This window comes from Virgibacillus xinjiangensis (assembly GCF_042643145.1).
Lineage (GTDB): Bacteria > Bacillota > Bacilli > Bacillales > Amphibacillaceae > Virgibacillus_O > Virgibacillus_O xinjiangensis.
Genome location: NZ_JBHRSA010000028.1, coordinates 20,481 through 33,053, shown reverse-complemented (window position 1 = coordinate 33,053; position 12,573 = coordinate 20,481). Strand labels below are relative to the sequence as shown.

11 protein-coding genes, 1 pseudogene and 1 riboswitch are annotated in these 12,573 nt (G+C 44.7%); of the genes and pseudogenes, 8 read left to right on the top strand and 4 right to left on the bottom strand.

Features of this window, described 5'->3' with window-relative positions; all coding sequences use genetic code 11:
* Positions 1-60: 60 nt before the first annotated feature.
* Positions 61-936, top strand: coding sequence for a VanW family protein (locus ACFOGI_RS06750; protein ID WP_390270389.1), 876 nt, complete (start codon positions 61-63; stop codon positions 934-936).
* On the opposite strand, the gene ACFOGI_RS06745 is transcribed toward ACFOGI_RS06750, so the two are convergent.
* Positions 933-1,295 (bottom strand): thiol-disulfide oxidoreductase DCC family protein, encoded by a 363-nt coding sequence (locus tag ACFOGI_RS06745; protein ID WP_390270386.1) that lies wholly within the window; start codon positions 1,293-1,295, stop codon positions 933-935. The two genes, ACFOGI_RS06750 and ACFOGI_RS06745, sit on opposite strands and share 4 nt — an antisense overlap.
* Positions 1,296-1,425: 130 nt before the next feature.
* Between ACFOGI_RS06745 and ACFOGI_RS06740 the strand changes: the two genes are divergently transcribed.
* Genes ACFOGI_RS06740 through ACFOGI_RS06730 form a run of 3 tightly spaced genes read left to right on the top strand, consistent with a single transcriptional unit; the run spans position 1,426 to position 5,064 of the window.
* Positions 1,426-2,016, top strand: coding sequence for a nitroreductase family protein (locus ACFOGI_RS06740; protein ID WP_390270383.1), 591 nt, complete (start codon positions 1,426-1,428; stop codon positions 2,014-2,016).
* Positions 2,017-2,044: 28 nt separating this feature from the next.
* Positions 2,045-3,040 (top strand): ABC transporter substrate-binding protein, encoded by a 996-nt coding sequence (locus tag ACFOGI_RS06735; protein ID WP_390270381.1) that lies wholly within the window; start codon positions 2,045-2,047, stop codon positions 3,038-3,040.
* A gap of 5 nt (positions 3,041-3,045) precedes the next feature.
* Positions 3,046-5,064, top strand: coding sequence for an iron ABC transporter permease (locus ACFOGI_RS06730; protein WP_390270378.1), 2,019 nt, complete (start codon positions 3,046-3,048; stop codon positions 5,062-5,064).
* A gap of 109 nt (positions 5,065-5,173) precedes the next feature.
* Here ACFOGI_RS06730 and ACFOGI_RS06725 read toward each other — a convergent pair whose 3' ends face one another.
* Both ACFOGI_RS06725 and ACFOGI_RS06720 read right to left on the bottom strand, forming a co-directional pair.
* On the bottom strand, positions 5,174-7,117 hold the full coding sequence (locus tag ACFOGI_RS06725) for an aconitate hydratase (RefSeq protein ID WP_390270375.1): 1,944 nt from the start codon (positions 7,115-7,117) through the stop codon (positions 5,174-5,176).
* 127 nt (positions 7,118-7,244) lie between these two features.
* The gene (locus ACFOGI_RS06720) at positions 7,245-7,781 is read right to left on the bottom strand and encodes a YceI family protein (protein ID WP_390270372.1); all 537 of its coding nucleotides are present in this window, start codon (positions 7,779-7,781) and stop codon (positions 7,245-7,247) included.
* Between the two features lie 284 nt (positions 7,782-8,065).
* Positions 8,066-8,166: riboswitch (TPP riboswitch) on the top strand.
* Positions 8,167-8,273: 107 nt separating this feature from the next.
* Here ACFOGI_RS06720 and thiT point away from each other — a divergent pair.
* The gene (gene thiT, locus ACFOGI_RS06715; protein WP_390270369.1) at positions 8,274-8,846 is read left to right on the top strand and encodes an energy-coupled thiamine transporter ThiT; all 573 of its coding nucleotides are present in this window, start codon (positions 8,274-8,276) and stop codon (positions 8,844-8,846) included.
* Between the two features lie 105 nt (positions 8,847-8,951).
* A complete protein-coding gene (locus ACFOGI_RS06710) occupies positions 8,952-9,077 on the top strand; it encodes a hypothetical protein (protein WP_390270366.1) in 126 nt (41 codons plus the stop codon).
* Between the two features lie 77 nt (positions 9,078-9,154).
* Here ACFOGI_RS06710 and ACFOGI_RS06705 read toward each other — a convergent pair whose 3' ends face one another.
* On the bottom strand, positions 9,155-9,505 hold the full coding sequence (locus tag ACFOGI_RS06705) for a general stress protein (protein ID WP_390270363.1): 351 nt from the start codon (positions 9,503-9,505) through the stop codon (positions 9,155-9,157).
* A 131-nt stretch (positions 9,506-9,636) separates the two neighbouring features.
* Here ACFOGI_RS06705 and ACFOGI_RS06700 point away from each other — a divergent pair.
* Both ACFOGI_RS06700 and ACFOGI_RS06695 read left to right on the top strand, forming a co-directional pair.
* Positions 9,637-11,057 (top strand): annotated as a pseudogene (locus ACFOGI_RS06700) (hypothetical protein).
* An 80-nt stretch (positions 11,058-11,137) separates the two neighbouring features.
* On the top strand, positions 11,138-12,520 hold the full coding sequence (locus ACFOGI_RS06695; RefSeq protein ID WP_390270360.1) for a Glu/Leu/Phe/Val family dehydrogenase: 1,383 nt from the start codon (positions 11,138-11,140) through the stop codon (positions 12,518-12,520).
* Positions 12,521-12,573 lie beyond the last annotated feature (53 nt).

Genomic DNA, 12,573 nt, shown 5'->3' with positions numbered 1-12,573 from the left:
AATTGTACGGCGGGTATTTTTTTTGCCTTTTCCCACACACTAGGGGAGAGGAGGGATAGGATGAAAAAGTTGACCCTTTTTATGTTGCTATTTTTAATCATCATGTTTCCCATGCCATCATTTTCCCAATCTGATGATCAAAGTAATGATCAAGTCATTTTGCAACGAGCAGAAATCGAGCAATATGCTTTAGATTATACAGGGGGAATATACATTGATGATGGGAAACTGAATGGTTTGATGAATATGATAGAAAAGAAAGTGTATCAAGCGCCGGAAAATGCCTTCTTAGACGAAAATGGACAGATTGTAGAGGAAGAAACAGGGGTGACGATCGACCGCAGTAAATTCGATATCATGTTTCGTGAAGCCTTCTATAATGATGAGATTCTCCGTCTGAAGGTGCCTAAAAGAACCATATATCCAAGAGTGGATAGGGCGATGATGGAAGAAATCAGCAAAAAAGAGCTTGGTAGCTATGTCACCAATTTCAGAAAAACCAATGTAGAGAGATCCCATAACATTGAACTTGCTGCCGAGGCCATCAACAACCATGTCCTTTTTCCTGGAGAAACTTTTTCTTTTAATGAGGTGGTAGGGGAGCGTACAGAAGAGAAGGGGTACAAGCGGGCTCCCGTGATTGTCAGAGGGGAGTTGTCGGAAGGCATAGGTGGAGGTATTTGTCAGGTATCCTCGACATTATTCAATGCCGTGGACTTGAAAGGAGTACAAATTGTGGAACGCTATGCGCACAGCCGCCGGGTGCCGTATGTGCCACCGGGGCGAGATGCCACTGTAAGCTGGTGGGGGCCAGATTTCGTGTTTAAAAATCTGTACAATGAGCCGATTCTCATAAGGGCCCTTGTCCGTAATGGCAGTATGATTGTGAAAATCATGTCCACTGAGACAGCGGAATATTTTCAAGGTGACGATTAAGGCTTCGGCTTTGTATCAATCCTGCAAGCATCTCCCTGGCACTGATCTACAGGTACGAGCCTTCTATGGGAAGCGATCTTGCCATAAATATAGTCCCCCAATCCCAGCCACTTGAACAGGTGAAGAAATGGCAACAGGATCCACAAGGCAGGGAGCAGTTTGGCAATCTCTATGATGGCTTGATATCCCTTCGACCATTGGCCTTTATGTTGCACATGAAGGCTTTTCTCCATTTCTGCCGGATAGTCTTCAAGTGCCCGGAATGTCTGGAAGGTCAGTTTATTTCGCCAATCGAGTTTCTTCCATAACGAGGAGGAAGCCGTACATAGCCTGCAGTAACTGTCATAATAGATGATCATTGTTTGCCTCCTTTATCTTTTATATTGCCATTATACATGTTGCTAAAACAGTTGACAGAAATTTAGTTGACAGTATAAGTGGTTTCCTTTAAGATAAATCTGAAAATGATAATCGTTTTCAATTAGGGAGGTGGGGAATATCAAACTGACAGACATCGTACGTGGGAGAAGGACTATTCTTGATTACAAACCGCAGAAAATAGATGAAAAACTGCTTGTCGACTTATTCAACGATGCCGCCTATGCTCCTAATCACCATATGAAAGAGCCATGGAGAATCAGGGTATATGAAGAAGATTCCCGCTCTGGTTTCGGAGAGAAAATCGTGGACAGCTACATAAGGTTGGGATTATTGAAAACCCTTGACAAAGAAAAACTGGTAAAAGCACGCAAATCCTATGACCGTTTCTTCACCACCATACCACATCATATACTTTTTTATATGGATAAGGAAGATGACGGAGGACATCTGGATGAGGAGAACTATGCTGCTGTTTGCGCATTTATCCAGAACTTCCAGCTATTGGCGTGGGAGAAGGGGATCGGCACCATGTGGACAGCTAAGGAAACACTTAGAGATGAAGTATTTATCCATGAGATCGGCCTTCTACCGGAGCGGCATAAATTGGTTGCAGTTGTCCAGGCCGGGTATCCGAATAGGGTCCCTAAGCCGAGGGAGCGGACACCACTGGATGATCGGGTTGAATGGGTAAGAGGCTAACAATAATAGAAAGTTAGGGGAGATCAAGATGAAACGACTGATTACATATCTCATAATAGTGTCAATCATTGCCATTTTATCGGCCTGTGGGGGAGCAGAAGAATCAGATGAGACGGAAAACCAGCAGGACTCGACAGAGGAACGAACAGTAACCATTGAAGATGCAAGAGGTGAACAGACTATAGAAGGGACACCAGAAAATATCGTTGTTTTGGAATGGTCCTATGCTGAACATTTGCTTTCTTTAGGAGTGCAGCCAGCTGGCGTTGCAGACTTGGATGGGTTCCACCAATGGGTGAACATCGATGAATCTTTTGATGAAAGTGTGCAGGATGTAGGAACAAGGCAGGAGCCGAATTTGGAAGCAATTGCCCGGTTGGATCCTGACTTGATCATTGCAGTCGATTTCAGACATGGACAATATATGGACAGCTTGGAGGAAATTGCTCCGGTTGTCACTTTTGCTCCTTATGGAGAAGAAGCAGTTCAAGATCATTATCAAAATATGATAGATGAGTTCCAAACGGTAGCTGAAATTGTCAATAAAGAAGACGAGGCCGCCCAGGAAATAGAAAGGCTGGAGAATTTCATTTCTGAGCAGAAAGGGAGGGTGGAAGAAGCCGGACTGGCCGGGTCTGACTATATTGTGACCCAGGCATTCTCGGCACAAAATACACCTACCCTGCGGTTGTTCACAGAGAATTCCATTGTGGCTCAAGTGATGAGCAAACTAGGCTTTGAAAATGCCTATGAAGCTGAAGAGGTTGAACCATATGGTTACAGTGAAGTTACCGTGGAAGCTCTGCAGAATTTTCAAGAGGAAGATCTGCAATTCCTTTATATCGTCCAAGAGGAAGATAATATTTTCGAGAATCAGCTGGCAGGGAATCCGGTATGGGAAAACCTTACATTTGTACAAGAGGGAAATACTCATGCACTTCCGGGAGATACCTGGACCTTTGGCGGCATTTTATCAACAGAAGTCCTTACCGAGCAATTGGTAGATGCCATGGTGAGTGAGTGATCGGCATGGCAGCGCTCAAAAATTCTATGAAGGCGGTTCTTACCTTTGGAGGTGGAACCGCACTTTTATGTCTGTTGACCTTTATTCATATTACACAGGGCAATGTCTCCATCCCGTTCCGCGAAGTAGTGGCGGCTATCTTTTCACCGGAAGATATCATAGAACACCATACCATTCGAACGCTGAGGATGCCGCGGGCGGTCATGGGAATTATAGCAGGGGGCGCTCTGGCAACTGCGGGGGTGGTTCTGCAGACTATCACAAGAAACCCACTTGCCTCAGCAAGTACACTGGGTATACATTCAGGAACCTACTTTGCTGTCGTGTTTACAACCATTTTCATTCCGTCAGCCATGCTGGGAAATGGAATGATTCCCGCATTTGTAGGGGGGATTATAACCTTTATTGCTGTATTCATATTAGCTGGGGGAAGCAGAGCTGCTCCTGTCCGGATGGTACTTGCCGGTATGGTTGTGACCCTGCTTTTTTCATCACTGACTAGTGTGCTTCAAATTTTCTATGAGAATGAGACGGCAGGTCTATTTTTATGGGGCTCGGGCACTTTGGTGCAAAATGATTGGAGTGGCGTCCGTTTTTCTTTGCCAATAGCAATGGCAGCTTTGGTTGTTCTGTTGGTGATGAGTTTTAAACTGGACACGCTCACCCTAGGGGATGATGTAGCTGTATCACTGGGGCAGCGGGTGAATGGCATAAAATTCATCGCCGTGCTTGCGGCCGTGCTGCTGACCTCTGTAACAGTAAGTGTTGTCGGGCCTATTGGGTTTGTAGGATTGGTCGCTCCACATATCATTAAGCTCATCGGTTATCGTAAGCATCTTCCACTGATTACTGCCTCTTTCATATGGGGAGGCGTAGTATTATTGCTGGCCGACATATTGGCTAGGATTATTGATCCATCTTTTGCGGAATTGCCGGTCGGTGCAATAACTGCTTTGATTGGTGCTCCGTGGCTTATTTATCTGGTATTGAGGATGAAAAAGGGAAGAGACGGAGAAGAGACAGCTTCCATAACAGCAGGAAAATCGACAAAAGGGCTTTCCTTGAAAATATTGATTCCCATGCTCATTGCTTTCATATTGGTGACACTCGGAATAAGTTTGGCTAGTGGAAACTATGGGGTTGAACCTGTACTGACCTTCCAGGCGCTAACTGGGGCCAATGATTTTATGCGGGGGCTTATCCTCGATCTACGATTGCCAAGAGCTTTGGTTGCCTTGTGCAGTGGAATGGTCCTTGCAGCAAGCGGACTCCTTTTTCAAGGAGTATTAAGAAACCCATTGGCAGACCCTTCCGTCATCGGCATTACCTCTGGAGCGGGGGTCGGTGCATTAGTAATGATGTATATAGTAGGAGGGGCAGCGTTTTGGGTGCCAGTGGGAGCGATGATTGGTTCGTTCGTATTCTTCGCTGCCGTCATGCTGCTAGCCATACGCGCTCGGTTCCAACCGACTACTTTGGCGCTATTGGGGATCGGTGTTTCTGCTTTTGGTTCAGCCATTATTCAAATCTTGGTGGTTCAAGCTGATATGGGCGTCGCTTCAGCCCTTACCTGGCTGTCAGGATCGACGTATGCAGCAGGCTGGACGGAACTCTTTCATTATCTGATTTGGCCTTTATTCATGCTGCCGCTTCTCTATCTCGGAATACGTGTTCTTGACACGCTTGCCCTTGGGGATGACACAGCCAAAGGTCTTGGAGTCAATGTAATGTCGACCAGATTCCAACTTGCCTTTATAGCGACTATTTTTGCTGCATTCAGTGTCGCAGCAGTGGGAGCCATTGGGTTTGTCGGATTGATTGCCCCTCATTTCTCACGGCTGCTTGCAGGTCCTTCTAATCAAAGGCTTCTTCCTGTCACCATATTGGTGGGCGGGTTACTACTTATTGTAGCAGATTTGCTGAGCCGTACAGTACTGGCTCCGAATGAAGTGCCCGCCGGGATTCTTGTAGCCATCGTAGGAGCGCCGTACTTCTTATGGCTGATGAAGAAAAGAAGTGTGTAAGGGCAAAAAAGGGAAGTTCTGTTGCAGGGCTTCCCTCTTTCAGTTAGAAAAAAGAAAGCTGCTGTCCGGAAAAACCGTGACCGCAGCTTCTGTATCTGTAATTTTATTGTTATTGTCTTGCTTTAGTCCAGTTGACCAATCCACCGTGAAGGATGATTTCCTTCTGGCGTTTGGTCAGATTATGATTAATCTGGATATTTTCTTGTTTATCCTGCAGGGTGGCTGTCAAATGGTCACCATTTGTCAATTGGCTTCTCAAATCTTTGAAGGTGATGACTTCGCCTTTCTCCAGTTTGTCATAATCTTCTTCGTTATCAAACCGTAACGGAAGGATTCCAAAATTAATCAGATTCTGCCAATGGATGCGTGCGAAGTCTTTTACCAGAACTGCACGCAGTCCTAGATACCTAGGTGCCAATGCAGCATGCTCCCGGCTGGAACCTTGGCCATAATTATAACCACCGACGATAGCATGTCCGCCGGATTCTTTGGTATTGATTGCTCGATCTGCATAAGTGGAGTCCACCTGCTCATAGGTGAATTTACTGATGCCTGGCAGATTGCTTCTATAAGGCAAGACACGTGCACCCCCTGCAAGTATTTCGTCAGTGGATATGTTATCACCGACTTTAAGAAGCACAGGAAGTTCCAAGGTATCTGGCAACTCATCCATTTCCGGCAAGGATACAATATTTGGACCTTTGACCAAATCGGTCTTTTTAGCTTCCTCTTCAGGGAGTGGGGCATCCAGTAACCGGTCATCGACATTTACATTTTCTGACTCAGACACTTTTGGATATGGCATATCCAAGGTTCGTGGGTCGGTGATTTCGCCTGTCAGTGCAGAAGCGGCAGCTACCTCCGGACTGCAAAGATAGACACTGTCTTCCCTGGTACCTGATCTTCCAGGAAAGTTCCGTGGAGTTGTACGCAGGCTGTTCCTGCCGGTTGCCGGAGCTTGCCCCATTCCAATGCAGCCATTGCAGCCGGCTTGGTGTAGTCTCGCCCCGGCACTTAGAAGGCTAGCTATATGCATATCATCCACTAGATTCGTTAACATCTGCCGAGAAGTCGGATTGATATCAAAGGATAAACCAGAGGCAATTGTTTTGTCTTTGACGATCTCTGCTGCCATGGCAAAATCTCTGAAGCCTGGATTAGCAGAGGAGCCAATGTAGGATTGATATATAGGTGTTCCAGCTACTTCTGTAACTGGTACAACATTACCAGGGCTGGATGGCTTTGCTACCAATGGTACCAGTTCAGATAGATTGATTTCATCTTCTAAATCATAGCTGGCGTCTTTATCTGCGACCACCTCGACCCAGTCGTCCTCACGATGTTGAATACGAAGGAAGTTTTTCACTTCGTGATCGGAGGGGAATACAGTAGTGGTAGCCCCAAGTTCTGCACCCATATTTGCAATGACATGACGGTCCATCGCAGAAAGGGTATCTACCCCAGGTCCATAGAATTCGATGATTTTGCCGACACCGCCTTTAACATCATAACGTCTCAGCAGTTCAAGGATGACATCTTTAGCACTTACCCAATCAGGCAGTTCACCTGTCAGCTTTATTCCGAATATCTTCGGCATAGTGATGTATATCGGCTCTCCGGCAATAGCCATGGCCACGTCGATGCCGCCCGCTCCCATGGCAAGCATGCCCATGCAACCGTTGGCACATGTATGGCTGTCGGACCCCAACAACGTCTTCCCTGGAACGGCAAGGCGCTGCATATGAACAGGGTGGCTGACACCGTTACCGGGTCTGCTGTAATAGATGCCGAACCTTTTTGCAGCGCTTTCAAGAAATAGATGGTCATCCGGGTTTTTACTATCTACTTGTATAAGGTTATGGTCAACATACTGAGCGGAGACTTCTGTCTTAGCATAATCCAGACCCATAGCTTCCAATTCCAACATGACCATCGTACCGGTTGCGTCTTGGGTCAAAGTCTGGTCTATTTTCAGACCGATCTCTTCTCCGGGCTTCATTTCACCAGATACCAAGTGGTCCTTGATCAACTTTTGTGCTACATTCAAACCCATAATTCCCAATCCTCCTTTTTATAGGTAGTTTACCTCAACAGAGATGAATTCAAACAGGGAATAGGATGGAGGAATAGAAAAGAGGCAGGTCCACCATCGGGATGCTCCTGCCTCTATTGCGTTTCTGTTATTCAGCTTTATGGGCTTCAATTTCCGAATGAATTTTGATTTCTTCTCCTACAAGGACACCACCTGTTTCTACAGGTGCATTCCATGTCAACCCGAAATCTTTACGATTAATGGTTGTCTCTGCATTGAAACCAGCAACGATGTTTCCACTCATCGGGTCCTTGCTCTGTCCTTGGTAGACAACATCAACCGTCACAGGTTTTGTTGTGCCTTTGATGGTCAGGTCGCCAGTCACATCGTACTGGTTGCTTCCCTTCTTTTTGATATCTGTGGCAACAAAGGTAATCTTCGGGTGTTTTTCGACATCGAAGAAATCTTCGCCACGAAGATGGTCGTCGCGGCCTTCTTGTCTAGTATCAATACTTGCTGCGTCAATTGTAACTTCCACTTTAGAATCCGTTAGATCTTCTACGTCAGCTTCAATTACTGCTTCAAAATCATTGAAAGCACCTTTGACTTTGGAAATCATCATATGCTTGACGGTAAATCCCACTTCACTATGCGCTGTATCCACGTTCCAAGTTGTTTTTGCCATTCAATATCCCTCCAAAAGAAATTATGCAACGTTAGTTACTCAACGTTAGTTACTTTATGTTACTTAGTATAAAATTATAAATACTGAAAGTCAAGGAAAAACATCTTTAATTCAAATATATATGATTTAGGTAATAATAATTGAGAGCCTTCATGGAAAAAGAAATTTTTCTTGAAAGGTGGAAAGGAAAGGGATCATAGGGAAATAGATTTAAAGTTGGTACTTTCCTTATTGAATTGAGAAGAGAGCTAGGATACAATACTAGTAACAAAAAAAGTGAATGGAAAGCCTGCAGGGGGAGCCATTTGGCTGAGAGTGGACGGATCGTTCAGACCCTTTGAACCTGTTAGTTAATACTAGCGTAGGGATGGTGGCTTTCTTGATGGTTGAAAAGTAATGTGAGCGGAACTGTTTCCATCAGGAAGTCTTCCCCTTTGGCATTGCTTTTTTTGTGTGCAGAAAAACGGCAAGACGGAAGGGGAGAATATTAAAATGAAGTTTGGAAAAACACTATTCCTGATAGAAGTGGCCGTATTCACTGCTTTGGCTCTTCTACTGGATATACTGCCATTCCTATCGTTCAAGATATGGGCAATGGGTGGCTCTGTTTCCTTCGCAATGATACCTGTATTTATTGTTGCATTCCGCTGGGGATTAAAAGGCGGGTTATTATCAGGGTTTCTATGGGGAGTTTTACAGGTGGCGACAGGTACAGCCTATATATTGCATCCGATTCAAGGTCTGCTGGATTATCTGGTAGCATTTACAGTAATCGGATTTGCCGGGGTGTTTGCACGTCGAATTCAGCAGGCTGTTAAAAATGGCCACACGAAAACCTATCTATCTTATATTACAGCAGGAGCATTACTCGGATCCGCACTTCGTTTTCTAGGCCATTATACAGCTGGCATCGTGTTCTTTGGTTCTGCGGTAGAAGGGCAGCCGGCATGGTTGTATTCTTTGCTGTATAATGGGTCCTATATGCTTCCATCTTTCATCCTGAGTACCTTTGTAGTCTTCTTCTTATTTCATAAGCAGCCGAGAATTCTATTAAGAAATGAATGACTTTATTGGATTCGCTCACATGAAAGATACTTTTATGACACAAAGGAATTACTTTTAAATAGAATATATAGGATGACCGGGATTACAAATCAAAGGGGGATATCCTTGGAAGAGTTGGTGGGACATTGCACGATTTGTGGGAAAGAAATTTATTGTGAAAATGGCTTCTTTGATGGAGAACAAAAGGACGGAGAATTATATTGCCATGAATGTGTTGGTATGGAGGAGTAAGACGGTTTATTAATGTGTGTCATGAAAAATAGTGGGGAGAAGAACGGACTGGTTTCATACCAGTCCGTTTCTGTATCTTAAGCCAAGTAATTCATTACATTTTCATTATTCGTTACAATCAGGAAGATTTTTCCTTCGTCCATTTCTTCCTCATATTGCTCGGCTTCCTCCTGAGAGAAGCCAATGTCTTTCAGTTTTGTCCGGAGTTCATCTCCCTGACTCTTAAACATGGTCCCTACATAATCGGAGAAGTCCATTTCATCCATACCGATGGTTTTGGCGTCTGCTCCACCGGCTACTCGTTCTGTTCGATCTTCATCATGAGAAATAACATAAACATCATCCTTGTTGATACCTTTATCCTTTAAAACGCTTACGTCCGTCTTCAACTGTTCATCATTCGTATAAGCTTTAATGAATGGTTTCATTTCAAACGCCTCCTCTAAATTAGATTTATATTTGATATTCCCATGGATAAGATGATTAAACATGGAAGGTAGCGTTTTTAATGGAGCTTGCATAGGCTGTATAACTAATTTTGATGAGAGGCGTGGTCTGTATGGGGTTGGAAATTTCCCATTGGTTATACGGTCTGTTCACGTTTGCTATTATTGTTGTCTGATTCTTCGCAAAGGTGTGGTGTTTCCTACATTATTAGGAACCTTTGTCATTGCTTGGGTATATAAAGGAAGTCTGCTTGATGGATTCACTGCCATTTTCAATGCCAATCTGGTAGCGGCACAGGAATTATTCAGTATTTTCCTGATTATTACATTTATGCTGGCACTGTTGAATTCACTAAGAGATTTAGGAGCCGATCGCAAAATGATACAGCCGATTCAACGAATGATGATCAATGGGCATGTGTCCTATTTTGTGTTAATTGGTATTACGTATCTGATTTCACTGTTCTTTTGGCCGACACCAGCAGTACCTTTGATTTGTGCCTTATTGGTCCCAGCAGCAGTGAGGGCCGGGCTGCCAGTAATGCTGGCGGCAGTTGCTATAGCTCTTGCAGGTCAGGGAATGGCCCTCTCTTCTGACTATATCGTCCAAGTAGCGCCGAGCCTTTCCGCTTCTTCAGCTGATCTGGATGCTGGACTAATCGCGGATAAAGCCTTGATTTTATCCTTGTTTGCAGGTATAACAGCCATTCTTTTTGCTTATCTGCTATACCGTAATGGAATCCGTGCTCCACAGGATCCCCTAAACGAACAGGCATATCAACAGTTGCAATCATCCACAACAGAGCATGAAGGGAATAAAGTACGGACGAAGCACTTGAATGCTTGGAGCAAAGTTTTTGCTGTTCTTGTCCCGTTATCCCTCCTGGCTGTAGTGGTTTTTATGATGTACAGTAAGCTTTTTTCCGGAAGCAGTGGGTTGGTAGGCGGGGACGGGGCTGCCTTCGTTGGCGGAGTTGCTGTCATTCTATTGCTGTTATCCACGCTGGCTTTTGGAAGGCAGCATGCACTTGATTACATTACAACCCATATTACTGATGGTTTTGTGTTTGCCTTTAAGGCCATGGGGCCGGTTATTCCAATTGCCGGCTTTTTCTTCCTTGGAAGTTCCGAATATTCCGGGATGATCCTCGGAGTAGATGGAGATGCCCCCGGACTGTTGTTCGACTTGGTAAACGCCAGCCAAGAGTATCTTCCACAAAGTGCTTTGCTAGCCGCATTGAGTGTTTTGTTGATTGGTATCATTACCGGACTTGATGGTTCCGGTTTTTCTGGTCTACCACTGACAGGAGCACTGGCGGCTTCCCTTGAAACAGGTGCAGTAGATGCTGCCACCTTGGCTGCATTGGGGCAGCTTGGAGCTATTTGGACCGGCGGGGGCACGATTGTGGCATGGTCCTCACTTATTGCGATTGCCGGTTTCTGTGGCGTGCCTGTCATGGAATTAGTACGCAAGAACTTTCTTCCTGTTATGGCAGGACTGATGGTCGCTTCTCTTGCTGCCATATTTATATAAGCAACAGGTATCATAATGATTTTTAATTTCTGTCTTGTGGGTATAGTACTATATAAATATCGAAACAGGAGGGACTACTTTTGCTAGACAATTCCAAGGAGATTGTAACGAAGTCGCTGCAAGCCTTGAGGGATGATCCGACCTTTTTGCCGGAACTTGAAGGGGAGGCCAGGGAGAAGGCTTTCACTTCATTAGCCTCCATTATTTCCACTCCGAATCATGTCCATAAATCTTATTTGAGGGTCCGCCTCGAAGATAACCGGGTGGAACGGATCCCTTCATTCCGCGTACAGCATAACAACATGCTCGGTCCATATAAAGGAGGCATCCGTTATCATGAATCAGTGGAAGAATCGGAGGTAGAAGATCTCGCTTCTTTGATGACATTGAAGAACGCGCTGCATGAAGTGCCATTTGGCGGAGCTAAAGGCGGGGTGGTCATCGACCCGGCTGATTTCAGTGATAAGGAGTTATATGCAATTTCCAAAAAGTATGTGCAGTATTTCAGCGAGATCCTGGGACCGGAGAAAGATATTCCTGCTCCAGACGTCGGTACAAGTGAGCGGGAAATGGATTGGATGATGGGAGAGTATAAAAGCATCCATCCGGGGCAGAGATACAGGGAAAGTTTTACAGGAAAAAGTGTTATGAACGGTGGTTCTCTTGGCAGAAGGGAAGCAACAGGTAGAGGGGTATACTTCACCCTGCGTTATTTGTTGCATGATTTTGTTAAGGACAATAAGGATTGGCTTGGAGAACGGAAGAGCAAGTATGCTAAAACAGCGCTGGAACATCAGGATAAAAACCTTAGCGTTGCGATTCAGGGATTCGGCAATGTTGGGTCAGTAGCAGCTTTGGAAGCGTATCGATGTGATTATCTAAATAATAAAGTAGTAGCGGTAAGTGATAAGAATGTAACTTTATATAACCCAGATGGCATTGATATCCCTAATTTGATACGATTTACTTCCACCAATCATAATAATCTGCCCATAACGGAAGACGAGGTGAAGGAAGCGAATATCAAAGCAGATATCCACAACCGGGATGAATTGCTGGAAGTAGAGTGTGATGTATTGATTTTCGCCGCCCTTGGCGGTCAAGTCCATAAAGGTAATATGAAGAAGATCAAGGCTAAAATACTGGTGGAAGGTGCGAATGCTCCAGTGACAGAAGAAGCAGATGAGTACCTTAACGAGCAGGGGGCGATCATTTTGCCAGACCTGTTAGCCAACGCTGGCGGGGTAATTGTATCCTATTTGGAGTGGCTTCAAGGAAGGGAGACCCAGTTTCTCGAAGAAGAAGAAGTTTTTCAGGAACTGACCACTAAAATGGAAAAGACTTTTGATACAGTTTACCCCCAGTATTTCGATAACCATCATTCCCTAAGAGAAAATTGCTTTATCCATTCGGTTATGAAACTTTCTACCATTATCTATAGACAGGGAAAACTGTATTATTAAGAGAAAAAGGCTGTGGTTCCAGATGGACCCAGCCTTTTTTTGTATTTTATAGT

What these genes read in the sequence shown, in the direction of transcription:
- ACFOGI_RS06720 (WP_390270372.1), bottom strand. Translation starts at nt 7,781, where the DNA reads ATGGCAAAAACAACTTGGAACGTGGATACAGCGCATAGTGAAGTGGGA.
- ACFOGI_RS06705 (WP_390270363.1), bottom strand. Translation starts at nt 9,505, where the DNA reads ATGAAACCATTCATTAAAGCTTATACGAATGATGAACAGTTGAAGACG.
- ACFOGI_RS06750 (WP_390270389.1), top strand. Translation starts at nt 61, where the DNA reads ATGAAAAAGTTGACCCTTTTTATGTTGCTATTTTTAATCATCATGTTT.
- thiT (WP_390270369.1), top strand. Translation starts at nt 8,274, where the DNA reads ATGAAGTTTGGAAAAACACTATTCCTGATAGAAGTGGCCGTATTCACT.
- ACFOGI_RS06730 (WP_390270378.1), top strand. Translation starts at nt 3,046, where the DNA reads ATGGCAGCGCTCAAAAATTCTATGAAGGCGGTTCTTACCTTTGGAGGT.
- ACFOGI_RS06725 (WP_390270375.1), bottom strand. Translation starts at nt 7,117, where the DNA reads ATGGGTTTGAATGTAGCACAAAAGTTGATCAAGGACCACTTGGTATCT.
- ACFOGI_RS06735 (WP_390270381.1), top strand. Translation starts at nt 2,045, where the DNA reads ATGAAACGACTGATTACATATCTCATAATAGTGTCAATCATTGCCATT.
- ACFOGI_RS06745 (WP_390270386.1), bottom strand. Translation starts at nt 1,295, where the DNA reads ATGATCATCTATTATGACAGTTACTGCAGGCTATGTACGGCTTCCTCC.